Here is a 17,166-nt window from a genome sequence, read left to right as displayed (position 1 = left end):
ATGTTGCACCAATTGCTGTTACTGGGCTAAGATTATATTTCAATCTAGCAGATGAATATTCTGTTCCAAGATATGCTCCATATTCTCCACCTGATTTATTTTCGAATTTAGTTCCAGCTAATGTTCTGCTATCTTTTAATCTACCATAAGTCAAAGCCCCAGATAAATCGCCAGCTTCAAATGTATATTCTGCACCGGAAATTTCAGTATCGATAATTCTTCCGTATGAAGAAAATTCTCCATAACGACCTATTTTTAACATGCTATCGCCGAAATTACCTTCTGCATATATTTTATTTACTTGAATATCTTTATCTCCATATGCAGTGATGCTATCGGATTTCATATTATATTCTGTTTCAATCTGGCTTACACCTGTCCAATTATCATTTACTTTTCCTTTAATCCAGTATTCAATATGAGCATGGCTTGCACTATCTTTATCCCAATCAGCTTTTGGATTAGTAGCATTGATATCGCCATCATCATAACGTAGACGAGCTGTACCTGTGAATTTTAAATTATCACTTTTTTCTTCGAGTTCTGCTACTCTTACACCTAAGTTATCTAGCTCTTCTGCAAATTCTGCAGCTAACTTATCTACAATAGCTTTATCCGCTTTTTGTAAATCTTCTTTTGCCATAGCACGAGCTACAATCTGAGCCATTTCATAACGTGTCATTGTTTTATTGCCCTGGTATGTTCCATCTGGGAAACCGTCAATTACGCCATCAGCGGCAAGTGTTGCTACTGCATCATAAGCCCAGCTATCTTGAGGAACATCACTAAATGGATTACTAGCAGCTCCTGCTACTCCCGTACTCATTAAAACCAAAGCAGATGTTGTGATAGTTAATGTAGATTTGTTAAACATAATATATTCTCTCCTCAATTTATTTAAAATAAATTTTTGCTCAAAATCAAATCAATAAAAATTATTTAGTTCTATTTACTTGAACTTCTTCAATATATTTTATAATCGCTTCAGCAACATCATCTAATGAAAACTTACTTACATTTACAACTAAATTATAATTTGTAGGATCTCCCCATTCTTTACCTGTATAATAATTGTAATATCTTCCTCTTTTTTTATCTTCAATATTTAATTCTTTTAGAGTTTTACCGCCATAGACATTTTTTCCTCTTTCTATTCTAAACTCATCATCAGCAGTAACAAATATAGAAAAATGATTTGGCAAATCATCAAGTACAAAATCAGCACATCTTCCTAAGATAATACAACTACCACTATTAGCCAATCTTCTAATAGCTTTTGCTTCAGACAAAAATATACCTCTACTTGCTTCACCTAAATTAATACCAAATGAACGAAATGGAAAAAATGCCATAGTTAATGGATTAACAGTATTTTCTAATTCTAATAAATCATTTTCATTTAAATCATCAGTTTCCAATTTAGCTGCTGCAATATGCACGATTTTTCTATCATACAATTTAATATTTAATTTTTCAGCTAATATTTGTGCTAATTCACGACCACCACAGCCGTATTTACGGCTAATGCTGATAACAATATTCTTATCCAATCCAATTCACCTATCCTTCATTTTGAATATATTCTTTTAATTCACTTTGTTTTTCTTTTGGTATTCTTTTATCTGAAATCAATACAAATGCACCGAATACAGTAAATACACCTACAACAGCACCTAAGAATAGATATGCCACTTTGAATCCAACAGTATCATAAAGATTTCCTACAATTGGGGATAAAATAGCTGAGCCTAATTGGTTTGATAATTGATAACCTACTAAATACAATACAGAAGACAATCTTGTATCAAAGTTCTTAGCCAAATATTTAAATACAGATACTAATAAGATAGATAATTCAATAGCATGTAATAATTTAATTATAGAAATACTAATTGGGTCATTTGCAAGTCCAGAACCAATCATTCTAAAAGTCATGATAGAACCAGCTAAAATCAAGCCATGTTTTGGACCAATTTTATTAACAATAAAAGGTGCTATACACATGCCGCCAGCTTCAAGGAATATCTGTAAGGAATTTAAATAGCCAAAAGTTTCATTACCTTGTTCAACAGTTGGGAATAAAGAAGCATAATAAATAGCAAATTGTTGGTCAAATACGCCATATACACAAGCAGAACCTAAAATGAAAATCATAAAGAGCCATACATCTTTGATACTGAATAAATGTTTTACATTTGCTAAATTAATTGGTTCAGATTTTATGAAATCAGCCTTACTTTCATCAATACGTACCGTTAACAATATTAAAAGTAAAACAATTGCTCCACAAGAAGCCATCCAGAAAATTAGATCAGGATCATAGTTAAATGCACGACCTGCACAAAATACACCAACAGCAGCACCAAGAGAACCCCACGCACGAGCACGACCAAATTCAAAATTATAGATACGACCGCATTTTTCAATAAAAGATTCAATAACTGCAACACCTGCATAATAAGCAAGACTTAATACAAAAGAGCCAATAACTGCACCAACATAAAAGTTATTTTTTAACAATGGTTCATAGACAAATACAAAGAATGGACCTGTTAAAGCAACTAAAATAACAATGAAAAATAGTAAATATCTTTTCATCCCTATTTTATCTGAAAGATATCCATAAAAAGGCTGTAATACCATACTAAAGATAGCGTTACCTGCATAAATTGTACCTATTTGCATACCAGTCAATTGAATTTTTTGACCAAACCATATTGGTAAAAATGCAAAAAATACTAACCATGAGAAAAAATATACGAAGAAGAATGCACTTAATTTCCAATAAATTAAATTTTTCATTATAAACGCTCCTTAAATTTCATAAAAATCTATATTTGTTTTTATATTTCCATTTGGTATAAATACGATTCCTTTTGCTTCCTTAGATGGATAAATTCTGGAACTTAAAACTCGTTTACCGCCATTAATAAAGATTTCCAATGATGAACGATCACTGAAAATTTGTAAATTCATCTTTTCTCTAACCGGTTCGATGGAAACTTCACGTTCACCTTTAACTCCAGAACCAGATTTATCACGATTTAATTTAAATATTTTAGTATCTTTATCATATGAAATTACCGTCTCTTCTGTATTTGAAACTCGTAATTTTAATATAAATCCTTGAGCCTTTTCTAAATCAAAATCTATATCTAATTGATAACAATCGCCATTTACACCATCAAAGGAAGTAGCTTCTTTTATTATTTGCTCATGATGAACTTTTGATTTATGCAATTTACTTAATTCATCAGCAGGTTTACTATAAATCATGTTATTTTCTACTTTTAATACACGTGGTATACTCATCATACCAGCCCAATGATTTTCTTGTTCTGGCATATTACTTTCCCACATATCGAGCCAAGCAATCATTAAACAACGATTGTTTTTTTCATCTTGCATTATCTGTGGAGCATAAAAATCAAAACCATAATCTAAAATATCAAATTTACCTTCACGGGCAAAAACACCTGTTTGATAATCCATTTTTCCTAAGAAAAATCCAGATTGATGCACATTTAAAAATTTATTACCTTCTGGTTTTACGCCTTGTGGTGAGAAAATCAAAGCTTCATAATCATCAATTTGGGCAAAATTAGGACATTCCCACATAAATCCTACATTTTCTCCATCATTAGAAGCTGCCATAATATTTAAAAATTCCCAATTATATAAATCTTTAGACTTATATACTACAACTTGACCTGTTTCTTCTTTTGTCTGTGCACCTACTACAGTATAAAAATAATCTTCATGTTTCCATACTTTAGGATCACGGAAATGTTCTGTTCTTATATTTAAATTTTTAGGTAAAGCTTTAATTACAGGATTATTTTCTACTTTTTCAAAATGATTTCCATCATTACTAACAGCTAAACACTGTGTTTCAATTCTATCATTGCCACCGTTACTATTATCTAAGTCTACATGACCTGTATATAATAAATATAATTTACCATCATTTTCAATTGCACTACCAGAGAAACAACCATCCTTATCATATTCATCAGTAGGTGCAAGAGCAATTGGTCTATGTTCCCAATTTACTAGATCTTTACTAGCTACATGTCCCCAATGCATAGGCCCCCATTGACTAGAATATGGATGATACTGATAAAACAAATGATATTCACCTTTATAAAAACAAAATCCATTTGGATCATTTATCCAATTAGCTGGTGCAGCAATATGATATTGTGGTCTCCAATAATCATTCTGTGCAATCGTCTCCATTTTTTGTTGAAATTTTTCAGCTTTTAATAGTGCTTCATTGTGTTTCAAATTTTTCACTCCTATTATAATAAATTTATAAAACCGGTTCGACTTTCGATTAAAAATATTTGGAAATATAAAATCTACTTTATATCAAACGCGTTTTATATTTCCTGAAATAATAATATCACTATCTTTTTAAAAAATCAACATTTTTTTAAAACAACAAAAAAGAATTTATTTTCTGATATTTATATTGATAAAAGGACTTATTCCTTTTATCTTAGCAAGTATCACCATATCGTATAGATATTGGCACAATTACCTCTTTTTCTATATTTTCGTTTTTTATCAAAGAAACTATCATTTGTGCAGTTTTTTGAGCTAATATATTTATAGGTTGAACAATAGCAGTTATATTATAAAAACTACTTTCTGTTATAAAAGTTCCATCATATGCTATAAATTTTATATCTTTTGGTATGTCTAATTTTCGCTTACGTGCTTCACCTAAGCATGCACAAACCACCATATCAGCACCATATACACCATCAATATGGGGATATTTTTCAAATACATCGACAGCAACTCTCTTAAAATAGTTCATGTCAAATTTATTCCATTCCATTTCATAATTTATCACTTCAATTCCATTTCTAGATAATTCATCTTTAAATGCACTATGATGTAAATATGCTGACATTGAACTATTTTTTATACCTGTTATTTGTAGAGGATACTTACAACCAGCCTTTAACATTGCTTGAGCTGCTAATCTTCCACCTTTCTCATGATCTGAACGAATAATCGGTATTTTATTATTAATAATTCTATCAAAAGCCACAATAGGTTTATTGACATTATCATATAATTCAACTTCTAAAGAATGACAACCCATAATAATACCATCTATCATTTGTCTTCTTAACATGTCTACAATTTCATGTTCCGCATTCTCTCTTTCAATCGTTGAACAAACCATTATTTTATAATTATATTTATAAAGTGCTATCTCTAATGCACCAATAAAAGCCCCAAAAAAAGGATGTGCTACATCAGGTACAATAATACCAATTATATTTGTACTATTACGATATAAATTTCTTGCTAATTCATTAGGTACATAATTTAATTTTTTTATTGCATCTAATACTTTTTTTCTCGAAGCATCTGACACATATCCTTTATTGTTCAATACCAACGATACTGTACTTGGAGCTACCTGTGCTAATTTAGCCACATCTCTAATACTAGCCATACCCTAACCACCTTATAATACAAATAGATAAAATAAATTATAACATAAATTAAATAAGACAAAAAATCAAATTTTTTCGCAAAAACTATTGATTTTTTCTGTAAAATTGTTTATTATATGAATTGTGAGTTAGCACTCACTAATAAAGAGTGCTAACAATATAAAATTAGTTATAAAATCTATTTACGCATAGGAGGAATATACAATGATTAAGCCATTAGGCGACAGAGTTGTTATTAAAGTTTCTGAAGGCGATATTAAAACTGCAAGTGGTATCGTTTTACCAGATACAGCAAAAGAAAAACCACAAGAAGGTACTGTTGTTGCAGTTAGCGAAGGTAAATATGTAGAAGGTAAAAAAGTTGCTCTTGATGTAAAAGTAGGCGACAAAGTAATCTTCTCTAAATATGCTGGTACTGATGTAAAATTCGATGGTACTGATTATTTAATCGTTAGAGATAGCGATATCTTAGCTGTTGTTGAATAATTAACAGAAACTAATTAATTACAATTTTAATGTATAATCCTAGGAGGTTCTTTATAAATGGCTAAACAAGTATTATTTGGCGAAGAAGCTCGTCAAGCTCTTGGTAGAGGCGTTGATGCACTCGCTAACGCTGTTAAAGTTACACTTGGCCCAAAAGGCAGAAATGTTGTTTTAGATAAAAAATTTGGTGCTCCAACTATTACAAACGATGGTGTTACTATCGCTCGTGATATTGAACTTGAAGATCCATTCGAAAATATGGGTGCTCAGCTTGTAAAAGAAGTTGCTACAAAAACTAACGATATCGCTGGTGACGGTACAACTACTGCTACATTGCTTGCTCAAGCTATGATCCGTGAAGGTATGAGAAACGTAGCTGCTGGTGCAAACCCAATGGTTCTCAAAAAAGGTATTGAAAAAGCTGTTGCTGCATTAGTTGAAGAAATTAAAGCAAAAGCTCAAAAAGTTGAAGGCAAAGAAGCTATCGCTCAGGTTGCTTCCGTATCTTCCGCTGATGAAGAAACTGGTGCATTAATCGCTGACGCTATGGAAAAAGTTGGTAAAGACGGTGTTATCACTGTTGAAGAATCCAAAGGTATGCAGACTAACCTTTCCGTTGTAGAAGGTATGCAATTCGACCGTGGATACATTTCTCCATACATGGTTACTGATACAGATAAAATGGAAGCTGTTATGGATGATCCATATATTCTTATCACTGACCGCAAAATCTCTGCAATCGCAGACATTCTTCCAATCCTTGAAAAAGTTGTAAAACAAGGTAAAGAACTCGTTATCATCGCTGAAGATATCGATGGTGAAGCTCTTGCTACTATCGTAGTTAACAAACTTCGTGGTACATTCAAAGCTCTTGCTGTTAAAGCTCCTGGCTTTGGTGATCGTCGTAAAGCTATGCTTGAAGATATCGCTATCTTAACTGGTGGTAATGTAATCAGTGAAGAACTTGGACGTAAACTTGATAGCGTAGAAATCGAAGATCTCGGTCGTGCTCGTCAAGTACGTGCTTCTAAAGAAGAAACTACTATCGTTGATGGGTTCGGTGATAAAGCTGAAATCGCTGCTCGTGCAGAATTCATCAAAAAACAAATTGCTGAAACTTCTTCCGATTTCGATAAAGAAAAATTACAAGAACGTCTTGCTAAATTATCTGGTGGCGTAGCTGTAATTGAAATTGGTGCTGCTACAGAAGTTGAAATGAAAGATAAAAAACTCCGTATCGAAGATGCTTTAAATGCTACTCGTGCTGCTGTTGAAGAAGGTATCGTTGCTGGTGGTGGTACTACTTTCATCGATATTCAACCTGCTCTTGAAAACATTGAAGCTGAAGGCGATGTAAAAACTGGTGTTGAAATCGTAAAACGTGCTATTGAAGAACCAGTTCGTCAGATTGCAAACAATGCTGGTCTTGAAGGTTCTGTAGTTGTTGAACATGTAAAAGCTGCTGGTGTAGGCGTTGGTTACAATGCTTTAGTTGGTGAATACATGGATATGATTGCTGCTGGTATCGTTGACCCTGCAAAAGTTACTCGTAGTGCATTACAAAATGCTGCAAGTATCGCTGCTATGGTTCTCACAACTGAAACAATAGTTGCTGATAAACCTGAAAAAGCTGATCCTGCTGCTATGGCTGGTGCTGGCATGGGCGGCGGAATGCCTGGTATGATGTAATTTAACATCTCATATCAAACAGAATTAAATAAAAAAATTAAGCCTAGTGAAAATTCACTAGGCTTTTTCTTTTGCACTATTATTTTTTGATTTTATTTTTTATAATAAAATCGATAATAAAAAAATTAAATTTCGAGGTGAAGTTCCTATGATACTTATCTCTATGTTATTGCTAGGTGCATTAATTGGTTTTGTCGGTGCTGGTGGAGCAGGTGTTACTATTACATTACTTACAGTCGGATTTAATATTCCTATCCATATAGCACTAGGTGTTGCTTTATCTTCTATGGTTTTTACAATGTTATCTGGTGTTATAAGTCATCTACGAGAAAATGAAGTTGAACTAAAAACAGGTCTAATCATTGGTCTAGGTGGCATAGTTGGTGCTTTTATCGGTGCTAAATTTTCCACAATCATACCAGAAAATATTTTAAGTATTTTTACTGCTTTAATGATTATTCTATCAGCTCTAATTTTATATATAAAAGTATATCATAATGATTTATTAAATAAATATTTAAAAGTTCCAACTACATCATTAACTGGCAAAAAATTTTATATCTATGGTATATTAGTCGGCTGTATCAATGGCTTTTTATCTGGTGCTTTTGGCATAGGAGCTGCTGCTTTTATTCAAATTAGTTTATTAATTATATTCGGTGTACCACTTTTAAAATCCATAGGAACATGTATGTTGATTATTCTTCCTATTTCCGCTTCTGGTGGTCTAGGCTATCTCACTTCTGGAAATTTAGATTTCACTATTTTTCTACAAACCGTAGCAGGTTTAATGATAGGTGCTTTTATTGGCTCGAAATTTACACATCTAGCACCAAAACCAATCTTAAAATTTGCCATTGTCGCTATGCCAACAATTGGGGGCTTAATTCTTTTATTATTCCACTAAACTACAAATTATTATTTCTTCAAAGTAAAAATCATTGACTTAGAGTTTACTTCAAATGCTATTATATTTTTAAGTATAAAACTCAATAAGGATGTGATAATATGACCATTAAAGAAGTAAGTCAAAAATACGATCTCAGCCCCGATACTATTCGTTATTATGAACGTATTGGTTTAATTCCACCTGTGCCACGCAAACCAAATGGTATTCGTGATTTTGACCAAGAATCATGTAATTGGATTGAATTTATAAAATGTATGCGTTCTGCTGGCGTTCAAATCGAAGCATTGATTGATTATGTTCACCTCTTTTATCAAGAAAACACAGCAGAAGCTCGCAAAGATATCTTAATTGAACAACGCGATCGCCTACAAAAACAAATTGATGCTATGAATATAGTAATTGAACGTTTAAATAAAAAAGTAGACCGCTATGAAGAAATCATTATTCCTGCTGAAAAAAAATTATTAAACAAATAAATTAAAATTAAATTATAAAAAAATAAAAACATTGCTATTTCTTATCGTTTTAAGTTATAATTAACTATACATTAATTTTGTAAACAAAAGAAAGAGATGATTTATGGACCCCGATAGGAAACAACAAACTAATTTAAATGATGAAGATGATAACTTTATAACAGAATATAAACAAGAAGTTATCCACAAGCCATGGTCAAAAACTTTAAAATTATTAGTAGCAATTACAACCTTGATTTTAGCCGTTGTCGGCACATTGGCTTCTTTCAAAGCTGCAAGTCTAGGCAACCAAGTAGTAACAAGTCAAAATGAAGCTTTTAACCACTGGTCAAACTACCAAGCAAAAACGATTAAGAAAACAACTTTAGAAACTGAACTTTATACTATTGAAATTGAACTTGCTAAACTCAAAGATACAGATAATGCTTTAAAAACTGAACTTTTAGCTAAAAAAGCTATCTATGAACAAGAAATTGCTCAATATAAGCAAGAAGAAATCACTTTAACAGCTAAAGCTCAGGAAGCAGAACAACGTCATTTATTGACAAAAGAGATATCTACTAACTTTGGTAATGCTTTAATCTTTTTGCAGATAGGTATTTTATTATCTTCATTGACTACACTTAGTAAAATAAAATATTATTGGTATATAGGTTCTATTTCCGGTATCATTGGATTTAGTATCTTTATCACTTCATATTATAGAAATTTAACTATGTAATTAAAAACCTCTTAGTATTATTATGCTAAGAGGTTTTATTTATGTTAAACTACAAATATACATAAATTTATCAGGAGTCTATCATGTCTATTACTTTTAATCAAAAACAACATCAAGTAATCAATGAATTAAATCAAAATATACTCTTAAGTGCAGGAGCTGGCACAGGCAAGACAAATGTACTTTCTTATCGTGTAGCTAATATTTTAAATAAAAATCGTGCCAATGCTGATGAAATTCTCTGCTTAACTTTCACTAACAAAGCTTGTCGAGAATTAAAAAATCGCATCACTTCGCAATTAGATTTTGAAACAGCAAATAAAATCACCATTCGCACCATTCATGGCTTTGCTTATCAAGTGATTACCACTACCGCCAAAAAAGCACAAACAATATTTAAAGAATTCGTCATCTTTGATGATGAAGACCAAAAGACGCTAATCAGACAAACTATCGCCAATTTTCCCAAAGCTAGAGCCTTAGATATTCAATATATCGTAAATTGCATTGAGCAATTAAAGCAAGAACGAGCTTTAAAGCATATCTATACTGAAGATATCGAAGCTGATTATACTACTATTTATCATCAGCATTTGAAATTCAACAAAACATTCAATCAACAACAAAGCGATAATTTAACGAAATTTTTTCAATTTGATGGTTTAAATATAATCATCAACTATGAATTAGCTTTACAACAAATGCATGGTTTAGATTACAAAGATTTAATCGCTAATGCTTATCGTTTATTTCAAGACGAAAATATATGCTCATCATGGCGAAAACGCTACAAATATATCATGATTGATGAAATGCAAGACACTAGTTCTTTTGAATATACTATGCTCGAAAATCTCTTTCCTGCTAATAATATCATGCTCTGTGGCGATGAATTTCAAACTATTTATGAATGGCGTGGCTCTAATCCTCAAAAAATCTTAACTGCCTTCACTAAAAAATATAACCCTTTAATCATTAATTTCAATGAAAATTATCGCTCTACTAGATTACTTTTAGAAATGGCTTATAATACTTTAATAAATCTTTTTTGCAAAGAAACTATCCTTCATTCCTATGCTAAAAATCTACTTTCAAAAAGCAGTGAACTCGGTCATAAAATAGAATTAAAACAAGCAAACTCTCTAGCTAACGAAGCCCAATGGATTTTTCAAAATATCGTAAATTTATTACCTTTAGTAAAAACACCTACGCAAATAGCTATTTTAGTTCGCCAAAACAATTATCTACAAAACTTAACATTACATCTAAACTATCTAGCCAATATCTATAATCAAAAAAATCAAGAAGAACCTATCCATTTCATTCAAATAGATAATATCCGCTTTTTCAAACGTCAAGAAATAAAAGATGTTCTATCCATTATGAAATATCTCATCAATCCTAATGATTATCTTAGCCTACAACGAATATTAATAAATTTAATCCCTAATATTGGTATTCGTACTATCAAGCAAATATCTTCTGCTGAATATCTTCAAAATGGATTGCGTCTATCTGATTTTATCAATGCAAATTTCCAAAATCCAAACTATGAACCTTTTTCTGACTTAATTTCAGTTTACCTATCCAAAGACATCATAGTTTTTGATATTGAAGGTACAGGTACAGATATTTTTGCAGACAATATTATTCAATTATCCGCCATCAAAATTCGCAAAGGGAAAAAAATAGCTGAATTCAATCGTTATCTAAAATCAGATAAACCTGTTGGCGACTCTGAAAAAGTACATCATATTTCTGATAAATATTTACAAACTCATGGCGAAAATCCTAAACTTGTTCTTCAAGAATTTTGTCAATTTATTCAAGATGCCATCATCACAGGTCATAATATTCGCGGTTATGATATGGATATTCTCAATCAAAATCTATTAAAACATAACTTAAAACCTGTAAATTTCTCTAATATAAATTTTGATACCTTAGATTTAGTTCGTCGTTTTTATCCTAACCTACCTAATCATAAACTTGAATTTCTGAGTAATCATTTTCAATTTGAAACAAAATCAAACCATAATTCTCTAGATGATGTTTTTGCCACATGGGAATTATTGCACAAGTTACTCGAAGATAAAATCATTCCTACAGCTAAAAAACGCAGTGAATTAATCAATAAACAAAAAAATAAATTCATTCATGTAGCTCAAATTTTCCAAAAACTGCATAATATTTTAAATGACAATCTACTTTTAGAAAATCTAATTGCTCAAATCGTTGAAGAATTTAATTTAGTAAATATCTATAAAGCTACAACAACTAAAGATGGAGCTATTCGCCTAGAAAATATTCGCAATTTATTTAGATTAGCCAAAGCAGAACTTAACTCACAGCGAGGAACAAATGGTATCAAAGAATTATTACAATATGCTAGTTTATCTAATACAGATTTAGATGCTCTTACCTCTTCTCACCCTAAAATTCCTATTATAACTATTCATCAGGCAAAAGGCTTAGAATTTGATTATGAATTTTTAGCTGGCATGAATGATGACATTTTTCCCTCATATTTCAGCACACGCAGTGGCTCTATTACTGAAGAAGAAAAACGTCTTTTCTATGTGGCCATCACTCGTGCAAAAAAAGCTTTATTTCTTTCTAGCTCAGGTAAATTAAGCCGTCTAATAAATTATATTCCTGAACAATTTATTACTAAAAAATAAGGCATAATTTTCATGCCTTATTTTTCTTCATCAAAATCGTATAAATTTTAAAATAATTTCGTATACTTTTAGTAATATAAGTGTTAAAATAAATGTAAATTAATTTATCTGCATTTTAAAATAAATTATATATATATTATATTGGAGGTATTCTCTTATGAAAATACTTATTATCGGTGGTGTCGCAGCAGGTACAAAAGTTGCTGCAAAATTAAAAAGAGAAAATCGTGATTTGGATATCACAATCATTGCTAAAGATGGTGATATCTCTTATGCTGGCTGTGGTTTACCATATTATATTGGAGGCTTTATCGAAGATCGCTCTAGTCTAATTGTTAATACTCCCCAAAAATATGCTGCAATGACAGGCGTAAACGTTTTTACTAATGTAGAAGCTACTGCTGTAGATAATGACAATCACATTGTCACAGCTAAAAATTTAATCACTAATGAAGAAACTACTTATATTTACGATAAATTAATCATAGCTACTGGTGCTTCACCAATCACTCCACCTATTGAAGGCATAAAAAAACAAGGTGTATTTTCTTTACGCCTTCCTAATGATGCTGTAAATATAAGAGATTATGTTACTAACAATCAAGTAAAAAAAGCTGTTATTGTTGGTGGTGGCTTTATCGGTCTTGAAGTTGCTGAAAACCTTTTAGCTCAAAAAGTCGATGTAACAGTTATTGATTTTGCTCCCCAAATCATGCCTAACGTCATTGATCCCGAAATTGCTAATTATGTACAAAAACATTTACAAAAACATGGTATTCGCGTATTAACTGGCGTTGCTGCTCAAGAAGTTTTAGGTGATGATAAAGTTTCTGCACTCAAAACCTCTGCTGGTGAATTAAGTGCAGATTTAGTAATCTTATCTGTTGGTATCAGACCAAATACTGCCTTTTTAAATGATACAGGTATGGAAATGTTTAAAGGAACTATTCTTGTAAATGAACAATTACAGACAAACCTACCTGATGTCTACGCTATTGGCGATTGTGCTATGGTTTCCAACAGAATGACACATTCTGCTCAATGGTCTCCAATGGGTTCTAGTGCCAACTTAGAAGGCAGACTCTTAGCTCAAATTTTAAATAATACACCTAAAAATTATCCTGGTGTATTAGGTACAGGCATTGTAAAACTTCCAGAATTAAATTGTGCTAGAACAGGTCTTAGTGAAAAAGTTGCTCGTGATTCTGGTTACGATGTAGAAACTGTAATGGCTGTCGTTGATGATAAAGCCCATTACTATCCAGATGCAAGCTCTTTCATCACCAAATTAATCGTAGATAAATCCACACATAAAATCTTAGGTTTCCAAGCACTTGGAAGCGGTGCTGTAGATAAAATGGTAGATATTGCCGTAACAGCAATCTCTTTAGATGCCACTATTGAACAATGTGAATGTATGGATTTTTGCTATGCACCTCCATTCTCCACAGCTATTCATCCATTTGTACAAACAGTTCATATTATGCAAAATAAATTAAGCCATAAATTAATCAGCATCACTCCTGCTGAATATCTAGCTGGTAAAGCAAAGGATTATCGTGTAATTGATGCAGGTTTAGTTCCTAGTATTCGCGGTGCTAAATATGTAGATTTGGCAAAAGTAAACGCACCTATAGAAGGTATTGATAAAGATGAAAAACTTCTTTTAGTATGTGCTAAAGGTAAACGTGCATATTTCTTACAAAATCGTTTAAGACATTTAGGATATACAAATACACTTTCTCTCGAAGGTGGTCTTTTCTTCAATGACGTAAAAGTAAAAACTACATCTAAATTAACACCTGAAGAAATAAAAGCTGTAAAAGCTCTAGGTTTTCTTCAAGACAAAAATACAGCAGATAAATTCAATGGTCGTGTAATCACTAGAAACGGCAAAATTACAGCTCAAGAAAGTAAAGTCATCGCTGAAGCAGCAGAAAAATTTGGCAGTGGCGAAATAACAATGACCTCTCGATTAACTGTGGAAATTCAAGGCGTTCCATATGATAATATTGAACCTTTACGCGAATATCTAATGCAAAATGCAGGACTTGAAACAGGTGGTACAGGCTCGAAAGTTCGTCCAGTGGTTTCTTGTAAAGGTACTACTTGTCAATATGGCTTAATTGATACATTTGCTTTATCTGAAGAAATTCATCAACGTTTCTATAAAGGATATAGAGATGTAAAACTTCCTCATAAATTCAAAATCGCAGTTGGGGGCTGTCCTAATAACTGTGTAAAACCAAATCTAAATGATATCGGTATCATCGGTCAACGCGTTCCTCAAATTGATTATGCAAAATGTCGTGGTTGCAAAATCTGTCAGCCAATGAATAGATGCCCAATGAAAACTTTAAATGTCGTAGACAAAAAAATAACTATTGATGAAAAACATTGCAATCACTGCGGTCTTTGCGTAAATAAATGCCCATTCCATTGCTTTGATAATTATACAGATGGTTATCGCGTTTATATCGGCGGTCGTTGGGGTAAACATGTCAAAGAAGGACAGGCTTTATCCAAAATCTTTACATCAAAAGAAGAAGTTTTAGCCATTGTCGAAAAAGCTATCCTTTTATTCCGTGAACAAGGTATTACAGGCGAACGCTTCTCTGATACTATTGAACGCTTAGGCTTTGCCAATGTAGAAGCTCAATTATTAGCAGATGACCTATTATCTCGCAAACAAGAAAACTTAAATGCACAAAAACATTTAGTTGGTGGGGCTACTTGCTAATATATTAATACAAACAAAAAAGATAGAATACATCTTCGTATTCTATCTTTTTTATTTACATACCAACACAAAATATTCATTTATTTAATCATAAAGAGTTGTTCACCTTTATTTATTGTTAATTGTTTAGTACAAACAACATCTGTATAATTCATCATATTTGTTACTACAATAGGTACATCTAAACAATACCCTTTTGATTTTAATAAATCTATATCAAATTCTATTAATTTTTGACCAATTTTTACTTCATCGCCTTGTTTTACAAAAGCTTTAAAACCTTCTCCGTTTAATTTTACAGTATCCATTCCTATATGGATTAATAACTCTATACCTTCGCTAGTTGTAATTCCCACAGCATGTAATGTAGGTAATAATACGCTTATTACACCATTAACTGGTGATACTAACATACCATCTTCTGGATTTATAGCTATACCATTTCCTAAAATACCAGAAGAAAAAGCATCATCTTTTACTTCATTTAATGGTAAAACTTTTCCTTTTAATGGACTTAATATTTCTATTTCTTCATTGATATTTGCAGTCGTATCATTGTTAACCACTAAATTATCGTCTTTATTTTCGTTTATACTTTCTGTTCCAGTTTCCATTTTTTGATTATATCCAAAAAACCATGTAATTGTAAAAGCTACAGCAAAAGAGATGATATTTACTAAAATATAAAATGGCAATTGTTCATTCAAATATAATAATGTTCCTGGAATACCTGTGATTGACATACCAGTAGCTTTTAATTGTAAATTTGAAGCTAAAAATCCGCCAACGCCTCCACCGATCATTGCACAAACAAAAGGTCTTATATATTTTAAATTAACCCCAAACACAGCCGGTTCAGTAATACCCAATAAAGCAGATAAACAAGAAGGATATGCTACTTGTTTTACTTTATTAGAAATAGCTTTCATAGCCACAGCCAATACAGCACCAGCTTGAGCTACATTTCCACAAGTACCTATTGGATTTAAATAATTCCAACCATCTTGAGCTAACATACTGATTTCCAAGAAATTGAAAATATGATGTATACCAAAAATGCCAAATAATTGACCAAAACAACCATATAAAAATCCACCTATGCCAAAAGGTAAAAATAAAATAGATTTAACTAAGAATAATAATTCTAATTCTATCCAATGAAGTATAGGACCTAAAACAAATAAAGCCAATACAATACCTACTAGTAAAGTCAAAAATGGTGTAATAATCAAATCAACCACATCAGGTATATGTTTTCTAACCCAACATTCAAATTTTGCTGCTAAAACACCTGTGACAAAAGCTGGCAATACAGAACCTTGATATCCTGACACTTTAATATAATCAAAAAATAATAAAGGCTCAATCTTTCCAGCTCCTACATCATAAGCACTAGGCAGACTTGGACTTACTAACATCAAGCCCAAAACCATACCAATTACTGGACTACCACCAAAATTGCGGAAAGTAGACCAACAAACTAAAGCAGGTAAAAAAGCAAATGCCGTATCGGTTAATATTTTAGAAAAAGTTAATAAAGACTCTGGTATATTTGTAGGATTAATACCCAATATATTTAAAATCTCTTCTTGCATGAGTAAACCGCGAACACCCATAAATAGACCAGTAGCAACCAATACTGGTATGATAGGCACAAATACATCAGAAAACATTCTTATAGCCCTTTGGAAACTATTGCCATATTTTACCTCATCTGCATTATTGTTTTCACCGATTATATTTATGACTTCATTATAAATCCTATTTACTAAACCCGTTCCCAATATAATTTGATATTGCCCTGAATTAAAAAATGAACCTTTTACCTTTTCGATGCTCTCTATCATTTTCACTTGTATTTTATCTTTATCTCTCACTACAATTCTCAATCTTGTAGCACAATGTCTAACTGAAACAATATTTTCCTTAGTTCCCACCAATTCAATTATTTTTATAGCTAATTCTTTATCCTCCATAATTTACCCC

Annotated in this window: 13 protein-coding genes; 7 read left to right on the top strand and 6 right to left on the bottom strand. The window is 31.7% G+C overall.

Going from position 1 to position 17,166, the window contains the following annotated elements; genetic code table 11:
* The 5 genes from Q5I67_RS06115 to Q5I67_RS06095 form a co-directional block, all read right to left on the bottom strand.
* Positions 1 to 874, bottom strand: an 874-nt coding sequence (locus tag Q5I67_RS06115; protein ID WP_302486723.1) for an S-layer homology domain-containing protein, incomplete at its 3' end; no start/stop codon positions are given.
* Between the two features lie 61 nt (positions 875 to 935).
* Positions 936 to 1,550 carry an AAA family ATPase gene (locus tag Q5I67_RS06110; protein ID WP_302486722.1) on the bottom strand — a complete coding sequence of 205 codons (615 nt, stop codon included), beginning with the start codon at positions 1,548 to 1,550 and terminating at the stop codon, positions 936 to 938.
* Positions 1,551 to 1,560: 10 nt separating this feature from the next.
* A complete protein-coding gene (locus Q5I67_RS06105) occupies positions 1,561 to 2,802 on the bottom strand; it encodes an oligosaccharide MFS transporter (protein ID WP_022228504.1) in 1,242 nt (413 codons plus the stop codon).
* Positions 2,803 to 2,814: 12 nt separating this feature from the next.
* The gene (locus Q5I67_RS06100; RefSeq protein ID WP_302486721.1) at positions 2,815 to 4,296 is read right to left on the bottom strand and encodes a sucrose-6-phosphate hydrolase; all 1,482 of its coding nucleotides are present in this window, start codon (positions 4,294 to 4,296) and stop codon (positions 2,815 to 2,817) included.
* Between the two features lie 205 nt (positions 4,297 to 4,501).
* Positions 4,502 to 5,476, bottom strand: coding sequence for a LacI family DNA-binding transcriptional regulator (locus tag Q5I67_RS06095; protein ID WP_296895794.1), 975 nt, complete (start codon positions 5,474 to 5,476; stop codon positions 4,502 to 4,504).
* Positions 5,477 to 5,681: 205 nt separating this feature from the next.
* Here Q5I67_RS06095 and groES point away from each other — a divergent pair, with 205 nt between their 5' ends.
* The 7 genes from groES to Q5I67_RS06060 all read left to right on the top strand — a co-directional run bounded on the left by groES (position 5,682) and on the right by Q5I67_RS06060 (position 15,180).
* Positions 5,682 to 5,963: a co-chaperone GroES gene (gene groES / locus Q5I67_RS06090; RefSeq protein ID WP_015562319.1), complete on the top strand. Its 282-nt coding sequence runs from the start codon at positions 5,682 to 5,684 to the stop codon at positions 5,961 to 5,963.
* Between the two features lie 57 nt (positions 5,964 to 6,020).
* Positions 6,021 to 7,652, top strand: a complete 1,632-nt coding sequence (gene groL / locus Q5I67_RS06085) for a chaperonin GroEL (RefSeq protein ID WP_296895793.1) — start codon at positions 6,021 to 6,023, stop codon at positions 7,650 to 7,652.
* 148 nt (positions 7,653 to 7,800) lie between these two features.
* Entirely contained in the window at positions 7,801 to 8,559 is a 759-nt protein-coding gene (locus tag Q5I67_RS06080; RefSeq protein ID WP_302486720.1) for a sulfite exporter TauE/SafE family protein, read from the top strand.
* Positions 8,560 to 8,660: 101 nt separating this feature from the next.
* Positions 8,661 to 9,038, top strand: a complete 378-nt coding sequence (locus tag Q5I67_RS06075; protein ID WP_270349566.1) for a MerR family transcriptional regulator — start codon at positions 8,661 to 8,663, stop codon at positions 9,036 to 9,038.
* A 103-nt stretch (positions 9,039 to 9,141) separates the two neighbouring features.
* On the top strand, positions 9,142 to 9,759 hold the full coding sequence (locus tag Q5I67_RS06070) for a DUF4337 domain-containing protein (protein ID WP_302486719.1): 618 nt from the start codon (positions 9,142 to 9,144) through the stop codon (positions 9,757 to 9,759).
* 83 nt (positions 9,760 to 9,842) lie between these two features.
* Positions 9,843 to 12,440 carry a 3'-5' exonuclease gene (locus Q5I67_RS06065; protein WP_302486718.1) on the top strand — a complete coding sequence of 866 codons (2,598 nt, stop codon included), beginning with the start codon at positions 9,843 to 9,845 and terminating at the stop codon, positions 12,438 to 12,440.
* A gap of 157 nt (positions 12,441 to 12,597) precedes the next feature.
* Positions 12,598 to 15,180 (top strand): FAD-dependent oxidoreductase, encoded by a 2,583-nt coding sequence (locus Q5I67_RS06060; RefSeq protein ID WP_302486717.1) that lies wholly within the window; start codon positions 12,598 to 12,600, stop codon positions 15,178 to 15,180.
* An 80-nt stretch (positions 15,181 to 15,260) separates the two neighbouring features.
* On the opposite strand, the gene Q5I67_RS06055 is transcribed toward Q5I67_RS06060, so the two are convergent.
* Positions 15,261 to 17,156 carry a PTS beta-glucoside transporter subunit IIBCA gene (locus Q5I67_RS06055; protein WP_302486716.1) on the bottom strand — a complete coding sequence of 632 codons (1,896 nt, stop codon included), beginning with the start codon at positions 17,154 to 17,156 and terminating at the stop codon, positions 15,261 to 15,263.
* Between the last annotated feature and the right edge of the window lie 10 nt (positions 17,157 to 17,166).

Source organism: uncultured Megamonas sp., from assembly GCF_958438645.1.
Taxonomy (GTDB): domain Bacteria; phylum Bacillota; class Negativicutes; order Selenomonadales; family Selenomonadaceae; genus Megamonas.
The sequence above is the reverse complement of the archived record's forward strand: the minus strand, read 5'-3'. Positions and strand labels throughout refer to the sequence as shown.

Bases quoted from the DNA above. Each gene is read 5' to 3' on its own strand.
- Q5I67_RS06105 (WP_022228504.1), bottom strand. From the start codon at position 2,802: ATGAAAAATTTAATTTATTGGAAATTAAGTGCATTCTTCTTCGTATAT.
- Q5I67_RS06095 (WP_296895794.1), bottom strand. From the start codon at position 5,476: ATGGCTAGTATTAGAGATGTGGCTAAATTAGCACAGGTAGCTCCAAGT.
- groES (WP_015562319.1), top strand. From the start codon at position 5,682: ATGATTAAGCCATTAGGCGACAGAGTTGTTATTAAAGTTTCTGAAGGC.
- groL (WP_296895793.1), top strand. From the start codon at position 6,021: ATGGCTAAACAAGTATTATTTGGCGAAGAAGCTCGTCAAGCTCTTGGT.
- Q5I67_RS06080 (WP_302486720.1), top strand. From the start codon at position 7,801: ATGATACTTATCTCTATGTTATTGCTAGGTGCATTAATTGGTTTTGTC.
- Q5I67_RS06075 (WP_270349566.1), top strand. From the start codon at position 8,661: ATGACCATTAAAGAAGTAAGTCAAAAATACGATCTCAGCCCCGATACT.
- Q5I67_RS06070 (WP_302486719.1), top strand. From the start codon at position 9,142: ATGGACCCCGATAGGAAACAACAAACTAATTTAAATGATGAAGATGAT.
- Q5I67_RS06065 (WP_302486718.1), top strand. From the start codon at position 9,843: ATGTCTATTACTTTTAATCAAAAACAACATCAAGTAATCAATGAATTA.
- Q5I67_RS06060 (WP_302486717.1), top strand. From the start codon at position 12,598: ATGAAAATACTTATTATCGGTGGTGTCGCAGCAGGTACAAAAGTTGCT.
- Q5I67_RS06055 (WP_302486716.1), bottom strand. From the start codon at position 17,156: ATGGAGGATAAAGAATTAGCTATAAAAATAATTGAATTGGTGGGAACT.